Annotated in this window: 18 protein-coding genes; 7 read left to right on the top strand and 11 right to left on the bottom strand. The window is 67.2% G+C overall.

Going from position 1 to position 18,421, the window contains the following annotated elements; all coding sequences use genetic code 11:
* Positions 1 to 86 precede the first annotated feature (86 nt).
* From AC5P5W_RS04995 to AC5P5W_RS04985, 3 genes are all read left to right on the top strand, one after another.
* Positions 87 to 1,004, top strand: coding sequence for an alpha/beta fold hydrolase (locus AC5P5W_RS04995; RefSeq protein ID WP_014648073.1), 918 nt, complete (start codon positions 87 to 89; stop codon positions 1,002 to 1,004).
* Positions 1,001 to 3,478, top strand: a complete 2,478-nt coding sequence (locus tag AC5P5W_RS04990; protein ID WP_014648074.1) for an acyl-CoA dehydrogenase — start codon at positions 1,001 to 1,003, stop codon at positions 3,476 to 3,478. The genes AC5P5W_RS04995 and AC5P5W_RS04990 overlap by 4 nt, the downstream gene beginning before the upstream one ends.
* A 75-nt stretch (positions 3,479 to 3,553) precedes the next feature.
* A complete protein-coding gene (locus AC5P5W_RS04985) occupies positions 3,554 to 4,021 on the top strand; it encodes a hotdog fold domain-containing protein (protein ID WP_197574650.1) in 468 nt (155 codons plus the stop codon).
* A gap of 485 nt (positions 4,022 to 4,506) precedes the next feature.
* Here the strand turns inward: AC5P5W_RS04985 and AC5P5W_RS04980 are convergent, their stop codons facing one another.
* Both AC5P5W_RS04980 and AC5P5W_RS04975 read right to left on the bottom strand, forming a co-directional pair.
* The gene (locus AC5P5W_RS04980; RefSeq protein WP_014648076.1) at positions 4,507 to 4,857 is read right to left on the bottom strand and encodes a DUF1304 domain-containing protein; all 351 of its coding nucleotides are present in this window, start codon (positions 4,855 to 4,857) and stop codon (positions 4,507 to 4,509) included.
* Between the two features lie 76 nt (positions 4,858 to 4,933).
* Positions 4,934 to 6,262, bottom strand: coding sequence for an NTP/NDP exchange transporter (locus AC5P5W_RS04975; RefSeq protein ID WP_197574649.1), 1,329 nt, complete (start codon positions 6,260 to 6,262; stop codon positions 4,934 to 4,936).
* Between the two features lie 284 nt (positions 6,263 to 6,546).
* Between AC5P5W_RS04975 and AC5P5W_RS04970 the strand changes: the two genes are divergently transcribed.
* Positions 6,547 to 7,947 carry a serine hydrolase domain-containing protein gene (locus AC5P5W_RS04970; RefSeq protein ID WP_126411272.1) on the top strand — a complete coding sequence of 467 codons (1,401 nt, stop codon included), beginning with the start codon at positions 6,547 to 6,549 and terminating at the stop codon, positions 7,945 to 7,947.
* A 102-nt stretch (positions 7,948 to 8,049) separates the two neighbouring features.
* On the opposite strand, the gene AC5P5W_RS04965 is transcribed toward AC5P5W_RS04970, so the two are convergent.
* On the bottom strand, positions 8,050 to 8,808 hold the full coding sequence (locus AC5P5W_RS04965; RefSeq protein WP_197574648.1) for an SDR family NAD(P)-dependent oxidoreductase: 759 nt from the start codon (positions 8,806 to 8,808) through the stop codon (positions 8,050 to 8,052).
* Positions 8,809 to 8,922: 114 nt separating this feature from the next.
* Between AC5P5W_RS04965 and AC5P5W_RS04960 the strand changes: the two genes are divergently transcribed.
* Positions 8,923 to 9,816 carry a LysR family transcriptional regulator gene (locus tag AC5P5W_RS04960; RefSeq protein ID WP_032960844.1) on the top strand — a complete coding sequence of 298 codons (894 nt, stop codon included), beginning with the start codon at positions 8,923 to 8,925 and terminating at the stop codon, positions 9,814 to 9,816.
* A 124-nt stretch (positions 9,817 to 9,940) separates the two neighbouring features.
* Here AC5P5W_RS04960 and AC5P5W_RS04955 read toward each other — a convergent pair whose 3' ends face one another.
* The 8 genes from AC5P5W_RS04955 to nudE form a co-directional block, all read right to left on the bottom strand.
* Positions 9,941 to 10,435 (bottom strand): hypothetical protein, encoded by a 495-nt coding sequence (locus AC5P5W_RS04955; RefSeq protein WP_014648081.1) that lies wholly within the window; start codon positions 10,433 to 10,435, stop codon positions 9,941 to 9,943.
* Between the two features lie 775 nt (positions 10,436 to 11,210).
* The gene (gcvH, locus tag AC5P5W_RS04950; protein ID WP_014648082.1) at positions 11,211 to 11,606 is read right to left on the bottom strand and encodes a glycine cleavage system protein GcvH; all 396 of its coding nucleotides are present in this window, start codon (positions 11,604 to 11,606) and stop codon (positions 11,211 to 11,213) included.
* Positions 11,607 to 11,699: 93 nt separating this feature from the next.
* Complete coding sequence (gcvT, locus tag AC5P5W_RS04945; protein WP_014648083.1) at positions 11,700 to 12,812, bottom strand: glycine cleavage system aminomethyltransferase GcvT; 1,113 nt, start codon at positions 12,810 to 12,812, stop codon at positions 11,700 to 11,702.
* A gap of 157 nt (positions 12,813 to 12,969) precedes the next feature.
* The gene (locus tag AC5P5W_RS04940; RefSeq protein WP_197574647.1) at positions 12,970 to 13,272 is read right to left on the bottom strand and encodes an Mpo1-like protein; all 303 of its coding nucleotides are present in this window, start codon (positions 13,270 to 13,272) and stop codon (positions 12,970 to 12,972) included.
* Positions 13,273 to 13,490: 218 nt separating this feature from the next.
* Positions 13,491 to 13,820, bottom strand: coding sequence for a YnfA family protein (locus AC5P5W_RS04935; protein ID WP_014648085.1), 330 nt, complete (start codon positions 13,818 to 13,820; stop codon positions 13,491 to 13,493).
* Positions 13,817 to 14,656 (bottom strand): nucleoside triphosphate pyrophosphohydrolase, encoded by an 840-nt coding sequence (gene mazG / locus AC5P5W_RS04930; RefSeq protein ID WP_014648086.1) that lies wholly within the window; start codon positions 14,654 to 14,656, stop codon positions 13,817 to 13,819. Before mazG ends, AC5P5W_RS04935 begins: the two co-directional genes overlap by 4 nt.
* Positions 14,657 to 14,669: 13 nt before the next feature.
* Entirely contained in the window at positions 14,670 to 15,473 is an 804-nt protein-coding gene (gene cysQ / locus AC5P5W_RS04925) for a 3'(2'),5'-bisphosphate nucleotidase CysQ (RefSeq protein WP_014038179.1), read from the bottom strand.
* Positions 15,470 to 16,033: an ADP compounds hydrolase NudE gene (nudE, locus tag AC5P5W_RS04920; protein WP_005418435.1), complete on the bottom strand. Its 564-nt coding sequence runs from the start codon at positions 16,031 to 16,033 to the stop codon at positions 15,470 to 15,472. Before nudE ends, cysQ begins: the two co-directional genes overlap by 4 nt.
* Before the next feature lie 77 nt (positions 16,034 to 16,110).
* Between nudE and bioA the strand changes: the two genes are divergently transcribed.
* Together bioA and AC5P5W_RS04910 are read left to right on the top strand one after the other, a co-directional pair.
* Entirely contained in the window at positions 16,111 to 17,502 is a 1,392-nt protein-coding gene (gene bioA / locus AC5P5W_RS04915; protein ID WP_032959099.1) for an adenosylmethionine--8-amino-7-oxononanoate transaminase, read from the top strand.
* A complete protein-coding gene (locus AC5P5W_RS04910; RefSeq protein ID WP_197574646.1) occupies positions 17,493 to 18,230 on the top strand; it encodes a 16S rRNA (uracil(1498)-N(3))-methyltransferase in 738 nt (245 codons plus the stop codon). Before bioA ends, AC5P5W_RS04910 begins: the two co-directional genes overlap by 10 nt.
* The last annotated feature ends 191 nt before the right edge of the window (positions 18,231 to 18,421 follow it).

Below are 18,421 nucleotides of genomic sequence, written 5' to 3'. Positions count from 1 at the left end.
CCAGGCGAGGTCCATTCAGGGGACTTCCGCAGCGCACCATACCGTGCAGTATTGACTTCCCCCCGAACCGATCCATACTAGCAAGTATGGTTACGTCCCCACCTCCCGCTGCGTTCCATGACCTGCGCCTGGACGCCGCCCATGGCGCCCGCCTGGCCGCCACCGCCAGCGACCATGGCCGGCGCGGCCGGGTGCTGTTCGCGCATGGCTTCGGCCAGACCCGCCACGCCTGGAATGCCACTGCCCGCGCACTGAATGCCGCCGGCCTGCAGACGCTGGCCTACGACGCCCGAGGCCACGGCGATTCGGACTGGAATGCCGCCAACCTGCCCTATCACGGCGAACAGTTCGCCGATGACCTGATCGTGCTGGCCGGCGAGCAGCCGCGCCCGCCGGTACTGGTTGCCGCATCGATGGGCGGGCTGTTCGGCCTGCTGGCCGAGTCGCGCTGGCCCGGCCTGTTCTCGGCGATGGTGCTGGTCGACATCACCCCGCGCTGGGATACCGCCGGCGTCGAGCGCATCCTCGCCTTCATGACCGCCCATCCCGACGGCTTCGCTTCGCTGGCCCAGGCCGCCGACGTGATCTCGGCGTACATGCCGCACCGTCCGCGCAAATCCGAGCAGTCGCTGCGTGCGCTGCTGCGCGAGGACGGCCGCGGCCGCTGGCGCTGGCACTGGGATCCGCGCCTGGTGGCCGAACTGGCCCGCGACAGCGAACAGCACCAGGACGCACTGGCCGAGGCCGCGCGCCAGGTGAAGTGCCCGCTGCTGCTGGTCAGCGGCGGACGCAGCGACCTGGTCACGCCGCAGACCGTGGCCGAGTTCCTGGCGTTGGCGCCGCATGCGCGCCATGTGCAGCTGCCGCAGGCCACCCATATGGTCGCCGGCGATGACAACGACGCCTTTACCGCTACTGTGTTGGACTATCTGGACGTGTTGCCCGCAGCGGACGCTGCGGCTTCGTCCGCCACAAACGAGCACGTCACCGGAGCACGCTCATGAGCATCGTTCTTCCCTTCCTCGCCCTGCTGCTGGCAGGCGCGTTCGTCGCCTACCACCGCATGCGGCTGGTTACCTGGACGCTGATCAGCGTGGCCCTGCTGGCCGCCTGCTGGTTCATTCCCTACGTCAACCAGACCGCCACGATCGTCGCGGCCGCCGTGTTGGCCGTCATCGCCGTGCCGCTGCTGCTGCCGTTCATCCGCAAGCCGCTGCTGACCGGCCCGATGATGAAGGTGTTCCGCAAGGTGCTGCCGCCGCTGTCGCAGACCGAGCGCATCGCACTGGAAACCGGTTCGGTCGGTTTCGAGGGCGAACTGTTCACCGGTGATCCGGACTGGAACATCCTGCTCAACTATCCCAAGCCGCAGCTGACCGCCGAGGAACAGGCCTTCCTCGATGGCCCGGTGGAAGAGCTGTGTGCGATGGTCAACGACTGGGAAATCACCCATGTCCATGCGGACCTGCCGCCGGAACTATGGGCCTTCATCAAGAAGAACAAGTTCTTCGGCATGATCATCCCGAAGGAATATGGCGGGCTGGGCTTCTCCGCACTGGCCCACCACAAGGTGATCCAGAAGCTGGCGTCGGTGTCTTCGGTGGTCAGCTCCACCGTCGGCGTGCCCAACTCGCTGGGCCCGGGTGAACTGCTGGTGCATTACGGCACCCAGGAACAGAAGGACCAGTACCTGCCGCGCCTGGCCGATGGCCGCGAAGTGCCCTGCTTCGGCCTGACCGGTCCGTTCGCCGGCTCCGACGCCACCTCGATCCCGGACTACGGCATCGTCTGCAAGGGCGAGTGGAACGGCGAGCAGGTGCTCGGCGTCAAGCTTACCTTCGACAAGCGCTACATCACCCTGGCCCCGGTCGCTTCGCTGATCGGCCTGGCGTTCCGCATGTACGACCCGGATGGCCTGATCGGCGATACCCGCGACATCGGCATCACCCTGGGCCTGCTGCCGCGCGACACCGCCGGCGTTGAAATCGGCCGTCGCCACTTCCCGCTGAACTCGACGTTCCAGAACGGCCCGATCCGCGGCAAGGACGTGTTCATTCCGCTGACCCAGCTGATCGGTGGCGCGGCGATGGCCGGCAAGGGCTGGAACATGCTCAACGAGTGCCTGGCCGTGGGCCGCTCGATCACCCTGCCGTCCACCGCCAGTGGTGGTGCCAAGGCCGGTGCCGCGGTGACCGGCGCCTATGCGCGCATCCGCAAGCAGTTCGGCCTGTCGGTCGGCCGCTTCGAGGGCGTGGAAGAAGCGCTGGCCCGCATCGGCGGCAAGGCGTACAAGATCAGTGCGCTGTCGCAGGCCACCGCCGCCGCGGTTGACCGTGGCGACGTGCCGTCGGTGCCGTCGGCGATCGCCAAGTACCACTGCACCACCATGAGTCGCGAAGTGATCTCGGACATGATGGACGTGATCGGCGGCAAGGGCATCATCCTGGGGCCGCGCAACTTCGCTGGCCGCAGCTGGCAGGCCGCGCCGATCGCGATCACCGTGGAAGGCGCCAACATCATGACCCGCAGCCTGCTGATCTTCGGCCAGGGTGCGATCCTGTGCCACCCGTGGGTGCTGAAGGAAATGAAGGCCGCGCAGGATCCGGATACCCGCGCCGGCCTGCAGGATTTCGACCGCAGCCTGTTCGGCCACATCCGCTTCGGCATCTCCAATGCCGTGCGTTCGTTCTGGTTCGGCCTGACCGGCGCGCGCTTCGGTGCCGCCCCGGGCGACGCCTATACCCGCCGCTACTTCCGCAAGCTGGACCGCTACTCGGCCAACCTGGCGCTGATGGCCGACATCTCGATGATGACCCTCGGCGGCAAGCTGAAGTTCAAGGAATCGCTGTCCGGCCGCCTGGGCGATGTGCTGAGCCACGTCTACATGACCAGCGCCATGCTCAAGCGCTACCACGACGAAGGCGCACCGCAGGCCGACCAGCCGCTGCTGGCCTGGGCCTTCCATGACAGCGTGCACAAGATCGAAGAGTCGCTGTCGGCCGCACTGCGCAACTTCCCGATCCGTCCGATCGGCTGGCTGATGTGGGCACTGATCTTCCCGCTGGGCCGTCGTGCCGAGGCTCCGGGCGATCGCCTGAGCCGTCGTGTCGCCGCCCTGCTGATGGCGCCGAATGAAGCCCGCGACCGTCTGGCCAGTGGCGTGTTCCTGACCCCGTGCGAGAACAACCCGGGCGGCCGTATCAACAGCTACCTGAGCAAGGCGATCATGGCCGAGCCGGTGGAGCGCAAGTTCCTGAAGGCGCTGAAGAGCAAGGGCATCGAGGCGCTGGACTTCAAGGCGCAGCTGGACGAAGCCGTGGCCGAGGGCGTGATCACCCAGGATGAGCGCAGCCTGCTGGAAGAGCTGCGCACGCTGACCCTGGACACCATCAGCGTGGACGACTTCGACACCCACGAACTGCGCGCGGCCAGCTACTACGACCGCCAGCACAAGGACCCGCATTCGCAGGCAGCCTGATCGCCCGCGACACGCGTTGCTTCGACGGCGGGCCTCGGCCCGCCGTCGCTTTATCCGCCGACCGGAATACCCACCATGTCCACGCCCCTGCTCTCGCTTTACCACCGGCTGCAGCGCTGGCCCGCCGGCACCTGGCTGTTCTCGCGCGCGGTGTGCTTCAAGGCGCCCTACTTCGCCAGCATCGCGCCACGCATCACCCGCCTGGAACACGGCCGCTGCGAAGGCACGCTGGCCGACCGCCGCAGGGTGCGCAACCACATCGGCACGGTGCACGCGATCGCGATGTGCAACCTGGCCGAACTGACCGCCGGGTTGATGGTCGATGCATCGCTGCCGGAGGGCATGCGCTGGATCCCGAAGGGGATGCAGGTGCAGTACCTGGCCAAGGCACGTGGCACGCTGCAGGCGGTGGCGTTGCCGGCACAGCCGATTGTCGTCGCGGCCGAGGGCTATGCCCTGCCGGTGACGGTGAGCGTGCGCGACCGTGCGGGCACGGAGGTGTTCAGCGCGGTGATCGACATGTGGTTGTCGCCGGCGAAGTAGGTTCCCGCGAACGGCGCAGCCCCTCGTGGGTGGACGGTTGATCGCGGAAAGCCCTGGTTAGGCTGGGGACGGTGGGTTCGCGGGGGACGCCGTGAACCCATCCCTGGGGACTTGGCCGCGGCATCCATGCCGCGGACATCCCCGCGAACCCACCGCCCCCAGCCTCGGACGCATCTCTGCGGCGTCCACCCACGCAAGAGAAAAAAGAAGGGCAGAAGCAAAAGCAAAAGCGGCCCACCGGCCGCTTTTTGCTGTTGCTGTTGCTGTTGCTCTTGAACTTCTTTTTCTTCTCCGTGGGCTGGCCGCGCCCTGAAACTGTCAGGGGTGTGGCGGGTGGGCCGTTCAGGGGCGTTGGCGCCATGGATGGCGCCATCGAGCTTACATGGACGTACTTGCAGCGTCCCCTGCACGGCCCACCCGCCACACCCAACACATGACCCGCTCCACGCGACCAACCCACGAGGGGCTGCGCCGTTGGCTGGAAACTACGCCAGCGCGCGAAACACCAACGCCAGGATCGCCGGCACCGCCTGGATCATGAAAATACGGCGGCTCACGCTGTACGCGCCGTAGCACCCCGCCACCACCACGCAGGCCAGCGAGAACGTCACCAGCACCGGCTGATCGATCACCAGCCCCACCACGATGCCTGCCGCCAGGAAGCCGTTGTACAGGCCCTGGTTGGCCGCCAGCACGCGCGTGGCCCCGGCCTTCTCCGGCGTGTTGCGGAAGGTCTTCAGGCCCAGCGGGCGGGTCCACAGGAACATCTCCAGCACCAGGAAATAGACGTGCAGCAGTGCGACCAGCAAGGTCAGGGCGAGTGCGATCCAGTACATGTGCGGTTCCTTGGACAGGGAAGGAGAATGGGGTCAGCGCCCTTTCCCCGCGGGAAAGGGCCCTGACCCCGGCAAATCAACGGTCGCGCGGCAGCTTCTTTTCTTCGCGCAGCACGCCGAACGCAGCCAGGGTCATGAAGCCGGCCACCAGTACGCCGCCGATGAACACCACGTGCGAACCGAACAGGGTCAGTGCCTTGTGGATCCAGGTGAACCCCAGGTCCGCGCCGCGGTACACCACGGTGTCGATCGCCGCGCCGGCCTTGTAGCGCCACTGCCGGTCCACGCGCGTGTAGATGGTCTCGCGCGCCGGCTTGGCCAGTGCGAATTCGCTGGCGCGGGTCATCACCTGCACCACCGCGACCATCAACGGCATCGGCGAGGCTGCCAGCACCGAGAAGCCGATCAGGATCGCGAAACCGGGAATCAGCAGCGCCGGCGCGATGCCGTGGCGCGACAGCAGCCAGCGGGTCAGGCCCACCTGCATCAGCAGCGCCAGCGCGTTCACCGCCAGGTCGATGCGCGAGAAGAACGCGGTACTGTCCGCCGGGTCGGTAAACGCCGCGCGCACGATGCTGGCCTGCTGGTTGTACAGCAGCGTGCCGACGCCCACGCCGAACACCACCATCACCGCCAGCCAGCGCAGCAGCGGCTCGCGCACGATCAGTTTCAGGCCGTCCAGCACGCTGCCGCCCATCGGTTGCTCGCCGGACACCAGTTGCTGCTCGCGTTCGCGCAGCACCGCCCAATGCCGCAGCCGCCAGATGCACAACAGGCACACGACCAGGAATGCTGCCGAGACCAGCATCAGGTTGGCGATGCCCACGCGCTGGGCCAGCGCGCTGGTGATCAACGGGCCGAGGAACGCGCCAACGGTGCCGGCCGCACCGATGTAGCCGTAGTAGGCACGCGCCTGTGCGTTGGAGAACACGTCGGCCATGAAGCTCCAGAACACCGCCACCGCGAACAGGTTGAAGACCATCACCCAGAGGAAGAAGGCCATGCCCCGCCCTGGCACGTGACTGTCGAACAGTGCGTAGAACCCCAGCAGGGTGACGATGAAGAAGCCGTACACCACGGGAAGGAACACACGGCGCGGGAAGCGGCTGACCAGCCAGCCGTACACCGGCTGCAGCACCAGCATGATCACGAACACGCAGGAGAACAGGAACTGCAGGACGAAGTCCTTCAACGCGATGCCATGGCTGGCGAACCAGGTGATCAGCACGGGCGGGAACACCGTTTCCAGGTCCGCCGAGGCGGCCATGGCCTCACGCACCGGGCGCAGCACGTAGTAGCCGCTGAGCAGGCAGAAGAAGTACAGGAACGACCACCACAGCGCCGGCGACTCGCGCAGCGCCGCCGCCAGGCCCTGCAGCGGCCCCTTGCCCGATGCAGCGCTCATGCAGCGCCCCTCGCCCACAGACGGCGGTTGGACAGCAGCATGGCAGGCTCCGGGGCGGTGAAGCGCGTACGTTAGCCAATGCACTGCAACATCGCCAGCGTGACGCGCCCTCGCGCCTGCGGACGGACGCGACGACCGGCCTGGACGACACGTTCCGATACACACTTTCGGGGCGTCAAAATTCCAACTTTTTCAACAAGATGCGCATTCATCTTCGCTCTGTTTGTGCACAGGGGAAAAGCGGCGCTAGAATCGCCATCAGCAGTCGCGCACGGGTCCAACCGATGAAAAAGAACAGCCTGCGTCGTCCGATCCGTTCGGCGGCCACCGGTTTGCTGGGCATGTTGATGCCCGTTGCCTTGTCCACCACCGCGCAGACACCGCCGGCGTTGCCGCCGATGCCGACCAACATCGAATCCGCGACGGCTGCCACCGTCGCCCACACCCAGCCTGCGGCCTACCGCACCGGTCTGGTGCCGCGCGTCCAGGCGCCGGCGGCTGGCTTCAACGTCGCCAACATCGAATCGATGGCGCAGCAGCTGACCTATGGCGAGCGCGTGCCAGGCATGGCGGTGGCGATCGTGCAGGGCGGCCGCATTCTCAGCGCGCGTGGCTATGGCGTCACCGACGTCAACAACCCGCTGCCGGTCGATGCGCACACCGTGTTCCGCCTGGCCTCGCTGTCCAAGGCCTTCGCCGGCACCATGGCCGGCCTGCTGGTCAACGACGGCACGCTGCGCTGGGACAGCAAGGTCACCGACTACGTGCCGGGCTTCCGCCTCAATTCGCCCGAAGCCACCGACCGCCTGACCGTGGCCGACGTGCTCAGCCATCGCGTCGGCCTGCCGTACAACGCCTACGACCGCGACATCGAAGGCAACGCCGAGTACTACGCGCTGACCCAGAAGCTGGCCAACACCAGCCTGAAATGCCTGCCGGGCGAGTGCTACGCCTACCAGAACGTGGCCTTCAGCCTGATCGGCGACGTGGTCTATGCGGCCTCGGGCAGCTTCTACGAGCAGTCGGTCGAGCGCCGCATCTTCAAGCCGCTGGGCATGAATGATGCCAGCCTCGGCCTGGCCGGCATCCAGGCCAGCTCGCGCTGGGCGCGTCCGCACGTGCGCAGCCGCAACGGCTGGGTCTCGCTGACGCCCAAGCCCACCTATTACCGCGTCGCTCCGGCGGCTGGCGTCAACGCCAGCGCCAGCGACATGGCGCAGTGGCTGCTGGCCCACACCGGCCATCGCCCCGACGTGCTGCCGGCACCGCTGCTGGCCACCCTGCATTCGAGCCTGATCAACACGCCGGGCGAGATGCGTTCAGGCTGGCGCCGTGAGCGCCTGCACTCGGCGGGCTACGCATTGGGTTGGCGTACCTTCGACTACGCCGGCCACGACGTGGTGTTCCATGCAGGTGCCGTGCAGGGCTATCGCGGCCTGGTCGCGCTGGTGCCGGAACGCGACCTCGGCATCGCCATCCTCTGGAATGGCGAAAGCGGCCTGCCCAGCGGCCTGCTGCCGACCGTGCTCGACTCGGCGCTCGGCCTGCCGGCGCAGCGCTGGCTGGACGTGGACACCGACTTCGGCAGCGACAACCTGATGGCCGAGGGCGCAAGCCCGGCGCAGCAGGACAAGCGCAAGGGCAAGGGCGCCTCGGGCAACCGCGCGGTGGCTTCGCCGCGCTGACCAGGCGGGCTCGACCGTGTGTGCGAAGGGCGGCCCATCGGTCGCCCTTTTTGTTGGCCGTTGCAGCGTCGAGCCCATGCTCGGCTCTGCAGTTCCGCAGCGCTAGTGCGCGAAGTAGTGCATGCCGCCGTCCACTGGAATCACCGCACCGGTGATGTAACCCGCCAGCGGCGAGGCCAGGAACGCCACCAGCGGCGCCACTTCCTCCGGTTCACCAAAGCGTCCGATCGGGATGTTGCGGGCAATGAACGCGCGTCTGCTTTCCTCGGTGGGGTGCAGGCGGTCCAGGATCTGCGCGCTGTTGATGCGCCCCGGTGCAATCGCGTTCACCGTGATGCCCTGCCCCGCCACCTCCGACGAAAGGCCCTTGCTCCACAGGTGCAATGCCGCCTTCGCCGCGGTGGCCGCGTTCACCGCGCGCGGTTCCATCGAACCGCTGAAGTTGATCACCCGTCCCCATGCCTGCGCCTGCATGCCGGGCAACAGCGCCTGGGTCAGCCGTCGTGCGGCGGAGAAGTTCAGGGCGATCGCTTCCTCCCAGATATCGTCATCGGCATCGACCGTGGTCGGCCGGGAACCGCCTGCGGCATTGACCAGGATGTCGACACGCTGCAATGCCTCACGGGATGCGTCCGCGATGTACCGGAGGTCGCCGGCAACCGTGACATCGCCGGCCACGATGACCGGTGCGGCGCTGCCTTCGGCTTCGATCCGCGCCGCCAGCGCCTGCAACGGTGCCCGCTGCCGCGACGTGATGGCAATGCGCACGCCCTGGGCCGCCAGCTGCCTGGCGACGGCGGCACCGATGCCGCTGGCCGCGCCCGTCACCAACGCGGTACGACCAGCAAGATTCAAGTCCATGGTGTTCTCCTGTCAGCGTGGCCGGCGAATCCGGTCCGTGCACGACATGCTGTTTGATCACCCCTGATTGATAAACTCCACGCAGGTTTCAGCATTCAACACCCGGGGTGTCAGATGAACCTGCTGGAGAGCATGCAGGTCTACGTGCTGATCGTGGACAAGGGCAGCCTCAGTGCGGCAGCCGCGGCGATGGATATCTCGGCAACGATGGCCGGCAAGCACCTGCGCGCATTGGAAGCCCGGCTGGGCATGCAGCTGTTGAGCCGTACCACCCGGCGCCAGCACATGACACCGTTCGGCGAGGACTACTACGCGCGCTGCAAGGAGATCCTGCGCCTGGTGGAGGAAACCGACGCGCAGGCGCAGCACCAGCAGCTCTCACCGGCGGGCACGCTGCGCATCAGCGCACCGGTGATCTTCGGTACACACGCGCTGGTACCGGCGCTGGCCGAGTACATGGCCCGTCATCCGGATGTCCGGGTCGAAGCCACGCTGACCGATCGTGTGGTCGACCTGGCCGAAGAGGGCTTCGAGGCGGCACTGCGCATCGGCACGCTGGCCGACAGCAGCGTGCTGGTGGCACGAGCACTGGCCCCCTATCGCTTGATGATGTGCGCCTCGCCGGCGTATCTGGCCAGGCATGGCACGCCACGCAGCGTGCACGCACTTGCCGGCCATCAATGCCTGTCGTTCGAACCGAGTGCGCTTGCGCAGTGGCTGCAGGACGACGCTGGCGAGCTCGACCACGTGCCCGACGGCCGACTGCAGATCAACAATGGCGAAGCGCTGCGTTCGGCGGCGCTGCACGGCCTTGGCATCGTCCTGCAATCGACGCTGCTGCTGGCCGCCGATGTCGAGGCGGGGCGTCTGGTGCAGCTGTTCCCGGAATACGGTCAGGCCGGTCGGCCGATGCACGTGGTCTATGCGCACGACCGTTACCACTCCACCCGCCTGCGCAGCTTCCTCGACTTCCTGATGGAGCGCTTTCCAGCGGCGCCGCACGGCTAGCGCCGACCGTCAGCAAAGCGGTCGAGCCTGGCTCGACTCGACGCTACAAGTGGCCCATAAAAAAACCCCCTCCCCGCTGGGCAGCCAGGGAAGGGGGTTTCAGGATGCGGCTATCGGGAAGTACTTAGATCAGCGGCGCCGGGGTTGCCGGCAGAGCGACCGGAGCGGCCTTCTTCTTGCGGGCGGCCGGCTTGCGCTTGGCAACCTTCTTCGCTGCCTTCTTCGGGGCAGCCTTCTTGGTGGCCTTCTTCGCGGTCTTCTTCACTGCCTTCTTGGCGGTCTTCTTGACGGCCTTCTTGGCAGTGGCCTTCTTCGCGACCTTCTTGGCCGGCTTGCGCGCCGCGGCCTTCTTGGCAGTCTTCTTGGTGGCCTTCTTGGCAACCTTCTTGGTGGCCTTCTTGGCAGCGGACTTCTTGGCTACCTTCTTCGCCGCCTTCTTCACTGCCTTCTTCGCAGTGGTCTTCTTGGCGACCTTCTTCGCAGCCTTCTTCACTGCCTTCTTGGCGGTTGCCTTCTTCGCGACCTTCTTCACTGCCTTCTTGGCAGCGGCCTTCTTCGCGACCTTCTTCACCGCTTTCTTGGCGGCGGGCTTCTTCTTCGCAGCTTTCTTGGTTGCCATGGGATGGCTCCTCGTCAGTGATAGGGAGTTGAAACGCCCAGTTGGATCAAACCCGCGGATGCTGCGTGCGGGGACCGCCGGCGCGTCAGGCGCGCCGTTACGGATGCGGCAATGCCCGCCTCGATCGGCGGAGCGGGCATCGGAACGGGAGTTGCCTTGCATTTCTCCGGGGGAAGCGGGGCCATGTCCACCGTCATCAGGGTCGCGGTGGTCTTGAAGGGGCTGCTTCGCATCGGACGATTGATTCTGCGCACTCGGTTGGGCAGGCAAGGTCTGCTGAGGCGAAACCTAATCACGGTTTTTTTTACTGTCAACAACCCCCGCGAAAAATTTTCACATCCGCGCCTTCCCGGGCGCCGCCGGCGCCACCACTCTGCACGGCCTGCAACGACGGTGGAAGCGGCGCGCACGCACGTTGCCTGCATCGATGCCAATGCAGGCGTTGATCAAAAAACACTTGAAATAAGCACTCCGCGTAGACAGGCGCAGGCAAGGCACAACGGCGTACGCGCATCGTCGGTGGTCACCGGCACCGCCGCCAACGCCAGCACAACGGCGCCGCAACGGGGGGCGAAAAGTTTTCACATTCGAACGCTTCGGCGCGGGGCTGAAACGCGGATTTGCGCAAAACTGCGCACGCCCATCGGCACCGTTCGCCTGTCGGCTGATGCCACGCCGAGGGTGCACAGCGAACCCCGCGTCATGAGTCCGACGCGGTCGCCAAAACAAAAACGGCCACCCGAAGGTGGCCGTTCCAGAATCCGGAAACGACGACTCAGTGGTCGTCGTTCTCCAGGGCTTCGGCGTACGCGTCCGGGTCCAGCAGCTCGTTGACCTCTTCGGCGTTGGTCAGTTCGATCACGAACATCCAGCCTTCGCCGTAGGCATCTTCGTTGATGGTTTCCGGCTTGTCGGACAGGGCCGAGTTGACCTCGACGACCTTGCCGCTGATCGGGCTGTAGACGTCCGAGGCGGCCTTCACCGACTCGACGACGGCGATCTGTTCGCCGGCCTTGGCGTCGGCGCCGACTTCCGGCAGTTCGACGTAGACCAGGTCACCCAGCAGGCCCTGGGCGTGGTCGGAAATACCGACGGTGACGCGGCCATTGCCTTCGACACGGGCCCACTCATGGGACTTGAGGAACTTGAGGTCGCCGGGGATCTCGCTCATGGGACTGCTCCAGAGATATGCAGGGGTGGAAAAAACGGGGCTAGTGTAACCAACCGGCCGCCACTGCTGTCAGTGACGACCGGCACGTTCGGATCAGGCGTCGGCGAGCACGCCGGGCTGGGCCTGGCCTTCGCGCACGAACGGGAACTTGACCACGCGCACCGGCACCTGCCGGCCGCGGATGTCGACGGTGACCTCGCCGAGTTCACCGGCCGGCACGCGGGCGAAGGCGATGCCCTTGGCCAGGGTCGGCGAGAAGGTGCCGGACAGGATCTCGCCCTGGCCGCCAGCGGTGGTCACCGCCTGGCCGTGGCGCAGCACGCCCTTCTCGTCCATCACCAGGCCGATCATCTGGCGCGCGGTGCCGGCGGCCTTCTGCGCCTCCAGCACGTCGCGGCCGATGAAGTCGCGGCCTTCGTCCAGCGACACGGTCCAGGCCAGTGCCGCTTCATACGGGCTGATCTCTTCGTCCATGTCCTGGCCGTACAGGTTCATGCCGGCCTCCAGGCGCAGGGTGTCGCGCGCACCGAGGCCGGCCGGCTTCACGCCTGCCGCCAGCAGGCGGTTCCAGAAGGCGACCACGGCATCCTGCGGCAGCAGGATCTCGAAACCGTCTTCACCGGTGTAGCCGGTGCGGGCGACAAACAACTCGACGCCGTCGTCGGACTGCGCCTGCAGGGCGGCGAAGCGGCCCAGCTTGGTCAGTGCTGCACGGTCGGCTTCGCGGGCCAGGCCGATCACGATGTCGCGCGCCTGCGGGCCCTGCACGGCGAGGATGGCCAGGTCCGGGCGCTGCTCGACGGAAACACCGAACGGTGCCGCCTGCTCACGCAGCCAGGCCAGGTCCTTTTCGCGGGTGGAGGCATTGACCACCATGCGGAAGAAATCGTCGCCCAGGTAGTAGACGATCAGGTCGTCGATGACGCCGCCGCGCGGATTCAGCATGCACGAGTACAGGGCCTTGCCGGTCACCTTCAGTTTGTCGATCGAATTGGCCAGCAGGCGGCGCAGGAACGGCTTGACCTGGTCACCGCGCAGGTCGACCACGGTCATGTGACTGACGTCGAACACGCCGGCTTCGCGACGCACCAGGTGGTGTTCGTCCAGCTGCGAGCCGTAGTGGATGGGCATGTCCCAACCCCCGAAATCGACCATCTTGGCGCCAAGGGCGCGGTGGGTATCGTTGAGCAGCGTCTTCTGGGTCATGACCGGTCCGGCAGCAGAGGAAACAGGAATTCCCATTATCCCAGATCGGTCGCCCGCAGGCGTGCCGCAGCGCAGCGGTTCGTGGAAGCGGAAGCGCGGCCCGCCTTGCCCTTTCCCTTTCGGGCAAGGCAATGGCTGCGCTCCCCGCAACCGCCTGTTACAGGTGCACCCGCCCACGCAGGATGTCGACGAACATCACCCAGTCACCCATGAATGAATACAGCGGATGCCGGAAGGTGGCCGGGCGATTCTTCTCGAAGAAGACGTGGCCGACCCAGGCGAATCCATAACCGCAGAACAGCGCGGCCAGCAGGAGCGTCGGCTGGCCGCGCAACACGGCGGCCGCAGCCAGCAGCAGCACCCCGCAGCTGCCGATGAAATGCAGGCGCCGCGAGACCGGGTGGCGGTGCTCGCTGAGATAGAACGGATAGAACTCGCGGAAGCTGGCGAAGCGGGACATGCGCGTGCTCCGGGGGCCGTGGTCACTGCCATCATGCGCCTTACCGGGATGCAGCGCTGCGCGCTTGCGGGGCATGGCCCGGCGGCCGTTGTAGAGCCGAGCCATGCTCGGCTGCCTTGGCCCTTGTAGCGCCAAGCTTGCTCGACTGCTCCCCGGAGAAGCAGCCGAGCATGGCTCGGCTCTACAAAAGGGTGGGCGCGGTCGAGCCTGGCTCGACGCTACACCGGGGGCGTGCGCGGACCGAACATGATCACCGCCATGCCGGCCAGGCACAGGGCTGCACCGAACAGGTCCCAGCGGCTGGGGCGGATGCCGTCGACCAGCCACAACCAGAACAGCGCGGTGCCGATGTACACGCCACCGTAGGCGGCATAGACCCGTCCACTGGCAGTCGGGTGCAGAGTCAGCAGCCAGGCGAACAGGGCCAGGCTGGCCGCGGCCGGCAGCAGCAACCAGACGCTGCCTCCCTTGCGCAGCCACAACCATGGCAGGTAACAGCCGACGATCTCGGCCAGCGCGGTCAGCAGGAACAGGCCAAGCGTCTTCACGCTTTTTCTGCTGCCTTGGCGTGCTGCCACAGCGCTTCCTGCGCATCCAGGTCCAGTGCCGCCAACGCCTCCCCCTGCGCCTCGGCCTGCGCTTCCATCGCGCGGAAGCGCCGCTCGAACTTGTGGTTGGCCCCGCGCAGTGCGGCGCCCAGATCGATATCGGCGTGCCGGGCCAGGTTGGCGCAGACGAACAGCAGGTCGCCCAGTTCTTCCTGCAGGCGCGCCTTGTTGCCCGCGATATCGCCGCGCTCGAATTCCTCGCGCAGCTCCTGCAGCTCCTCGGCCGCCTTGTCCAGCACAGGCAGCGGGCCCGGCCAGTCGAAACCGACCCTGGCCGCGCGCGACTGGAGCTTCACGGCGCGCTGCCATTCCGGCAGGCCACGCGAGATACCGGCCAGTGCGGAGGTGTCCTGCTCGCCCTTGGCGGCACGCTCGGCGCGCTTGATCGCGTCCCAGTTGCGCATCACCCCGTCGGCATCGTCGACGCTGACATCGGCAAACACATGCGGGTGACGGCGCTGCATCTTGTCGCTGATCGCACGTGCGACATCGGCGAAGGCAAATGCCCCCTGCTCCTCGGCCATGCGTGCGTGGAACACCACCTGCAGCAGCAGGTCGCCGAGCTCGTCGCAGAGATCGTCGAGGTCGCCGCGGTCGATCGCATCGGCCACCTCGTAGGCTTCCTCGATGGTGTACGGGGCAATGGTCGAGAAGTCCTGCTCCAGGTCCCATGGGCAACCTCCCTGCGGGTCGCGCAGGCGCGCCATGATGACCAGCAGGCGTTCCAGTTGATGGCTTGCCTCGCTGCCGGTGGCAGGGGTGTCGTGCGCGCTCATGCGGCCTCCAGGTTCAGTCGGACAACCAGTCGCGCCACGGCAGGCTGGTATCACCAAGGGCAATGAAATCGCCGTTCAACAGCGTTTCGCGGCGGTTGTAACGGAACGGCTTGCCGGTCGCGGCCGACAGCACCGCGCCACCGGCGGCGTGCAGCACGCACTGGCCGGCGGCGGTATCCCATTCAGAGGTCGGGCCGAGCCGCGGATAGACATCCAGGCCGCCTTCGGCGATCCGGCAGAATTTCAGCGACGAGCCCTGCGCGATGGTCTCGATGCGGCCCATGCGCGCCAGCAGCGCCTCGGTTTCCGGCGAACGGTGTGATCGGCTGGCGGCGACGCGCAGCGGAGCAGTGGCCGGCGTGCGGGTGCGCAGCACGGTGTCGTGCAGACCCTGCCGCCGATAGGCCAGTTCCCCGCGCATGGCATGCCAGACAATGCCGGTGACCGGCGCCAGCACCACGCCGAATGCCGGTGCGCCCTGGTAGATCAAGGCAATGTTGACGCTGAACTCACCGTTGCGCTTGACGAACTCGCGGGTGCCGTCGAGCGGGTCCACCAGCCAGTAGGCGCCCCAGTGGCGGCGCTGCTCCCAGCCCACCTGCGCCGATTCCTCGGACAGGATCGGCAGGTCCGGGGTCAGCTGGCGCAGGCCCAGTTCAATGACCTGATTGGCGGCCAGGTCAGCTGCGGTGACCGGGCTGTTGTCGTCCTTGATCTGCACGTCGAAGCCATCGGCATACACCTGCATGATGGCCTGTCCGGCTTCCTGGGCGATGGCGATGGCGGTCTCGCGCAGGTCCGTCGTCAGCTTGATCATCGCGTTCCCTGCAGCCACTGGCGGGCAATGAACAGCGCCGCCAGCGAGCGTCCCTCTGAGAAGTCCTCGCGCAGCATCAGCTGGTCCAGTTCGGCCAGCTTCCACGGCACCACTTCCAGCTCCTCCGGCTCGTCGCCGGCCAGTTTTTCCGGGTACAGGTCGCGCGCCACCACCAGCCACGACTGGTGGCTCATGTAGGTCGGGGCCAGGGTCATCGCGCGCAGCACGTCGACCCGGCGCGCACCATAACCGGCCTCTTCCTTCAGTTCGCGGTCGGCCGCCTGCTCGGGCGTCTCGCCGGCATCGATCCGGCCCTTCACCAGCCCCAGTTCGTAACGGTGCATGCCAGCGGCGTATTCACGTACCAGCAGCACGGTTTCGTCGTCGAGCATCGGCACCACCACCACCGCACCGTGCCCACGGCTGACCAGGCGCTCGAAGCGGCGGCGTTCGCCGTTGGAGAACTCCAGGTCCAGGTGCTGGCGCTGGAAGGGGCCGTTCTCCTCATCGGTGATCCGATGGATGATCGGCAAGCGACGGCCGGCACGGTCATCGTTCATGCGGAATCTCCGCGGCGACCGGCGGCTGCGCCGGGGCCGATAGAATGTGCAGGCAGCAACATGTTCATGAGCCCGAAATGCTAGCAGACCCAACCCCCTCCCCGCTGGCCCGCCACTGGCGGCAGCGCGACCTGCAGGTGCTGTGGCACCCGTGCACGCAGATGCGTGAGCATCCGGACACCCTGCCGCTGGTACCGATTGCCCGTGGCGAAGGCGCATGGCTGATCGACCACGACGGCAACCGCTATCTGGACGCGGTCAGCAGCTGGTGGACCAATCTGTTCGGTCATGCCGAACCGCGCATCGGTGGTGCCATCGCTGCCCAGGCCGGGCAGCTGGAACAGGTGATGCTCGCCGGTTTCGGCCACGAGCCGGCGATCACCCTGGCCGAACGCCTGCTGGCACTGGCGCCACGCCAGGCCGGCCGCGAACCGCTGGCCAAGGTGTTCTACGCCGACAACGGGTCCGCCGGCGTGGAAGTGGCGCTGAAGATGGCCTTCCAGTACTTCCAGAACCGAGGAGAGCCCCGGCGCACGCGCTTCATCGCGCTCGAGAACGGCTACCACGGCGAAACCCTGGGCGCGCTGGCGCTGGGTGACATTCCGCTGTACCGCCGCGTCTATGCGCCGCTGCTGGCCGAGGGCCTGTTCGCGCCGTCGCCCGATGCCTACCTGGCCGAACCGGGCCAGAGCGCGGCCGATCGCGCACGGCAGGCGGCCGATGGCCTGGCCACGCTGTTCGACCAGCACCCGGGCGAGGTCTGCGCGGTGATCCTGGAACCGCGCCTGCAGTGTGCCGGCGGCATGCGCATGCATGACCCGGTCTACCTGCAGCGCGTGCGCGAACTGTGCGATGCCCATGGCGCGTTCATGATCGCCGACGAGATCGCCACCGGCTTCGGCCGCACCGGCACCCTGTTCGCCTGCGAGCAGGCCGGGGTGATGCCGGACCTGATGTGCCTGTCCAAGGGCCTGACCGGCGGCTTCCTGCCACTGGCCGCCGTACTGGCGACGCAGGCGCTGTATGACGCCTTCCTCGACGACTCGCGCGAGCGCGCCTTCCTGCATTCGCACAGTTACACCGGCAACCCGCTGGCCTGCGCCGCGGCGCTGGCGACGCTGGACATCTTCCGCGACGACGATGTGATCGCGCGCAACCGGGGCATCGCCTCGGTGATGGGCACGCTGGCGGCACCGTTTGCCGACCACCCGCACGTGGCCGACGTGCGCCAGGCCGGCATGGTGGTGGCGTTCGAGCTGTCGCGCGACGGCAACAAGCGCACGCCGTTCGACCCGGGCCTGCGGCTGGGCCTGCAGGCCTACAAGGCCGCCCTCAAGCGCGGCGTGGTGCTGCGCCCGCTGGGCGACGTGCTGTACTGGATGCCACCCTACTGCGTGGACGACGAACAACTGGAGCTGCTGGCGCACACCACGCTGGCGGCCATCGACGAGGCGATTGCATGCGCGTGACCCGCTGCCCCATCGACCTGGCGCTGCACAGCGGCCAGACCGTGACCCTGCCGGAAGACACCGCCAACCACCTGGTGCGGGTGATGCGCCTGCGCGAAGGCGATACCTGCGTGCTGTTCAACGGCGATGGCCACGACTACAGCGCGACGCTGACCGTGGCCGGCAAGCGCGAGGTGCAGGTCCGCATCGACGCCGTGCAGGCCATCGACAACGAATCCCCGCTGGCGATCACCCTGCTGCAGGGCATCGCCCGTGGCGAGAAGATGGACCTGATCCTGCAGAAGGCCACCGAGCTGGGCGTGGTCGCGATCATTCCGGTCAACGCCGAGCGCACCGAGGTGAAGCTGGACGCGGCACGGGCGGAGAAGCGCGTGGCGCACTGGAACAACGTGGTGACCTCGGCCTGCGGCCAGTCCGGGCGCGCGCGCATTCCGCCGGTAGGATCGCCGCTGTCGCTGGCGCAGGCTGCGGCGGCGCTGCCAGCCGATTCGCTGCGGCTGACCCTGGATCCGCAGGGAGCACATCGCCTGTCGACGCTGGAAGCCGCTCCCGCTGGCGGCATCGTGATTGCAATCGGCCCGGAAGGCGGCTGGTCGCCACGCGACCGCGATCAACTGGCCGCGGCGGGATTCCAGGGGCTGCAACTGGGGCCGCGGATCCTGCGCACGGAAACGGCCGGACTGGCCGCGATCGCGGCGTTGCAGGCGCGCTTGGGCGATCTGGGGTAAGGCTGATTCGTGGTAGTGCCGGCCGCTGGCCGGCATCCACGGGATCATGAGGTTGCCGGCCAGCGGCCGGCACTACCGGGAACCCGACCGGCGGATTGCCGATCAGGCCGCCAGCGGATGTCGACGCTGGAAGCCGCTCCCGCTGGCGGCATCGTGATTGCAATCGGCGGGATTCCAGGGGCTGCAACTGG

Source organism: Stenotrophomonas sp. YJH_SMC_123, from assembly GCF_059368215.1.
This window is presented reverse-complemented; position numbering and strand designations above follow the sequence as displayed.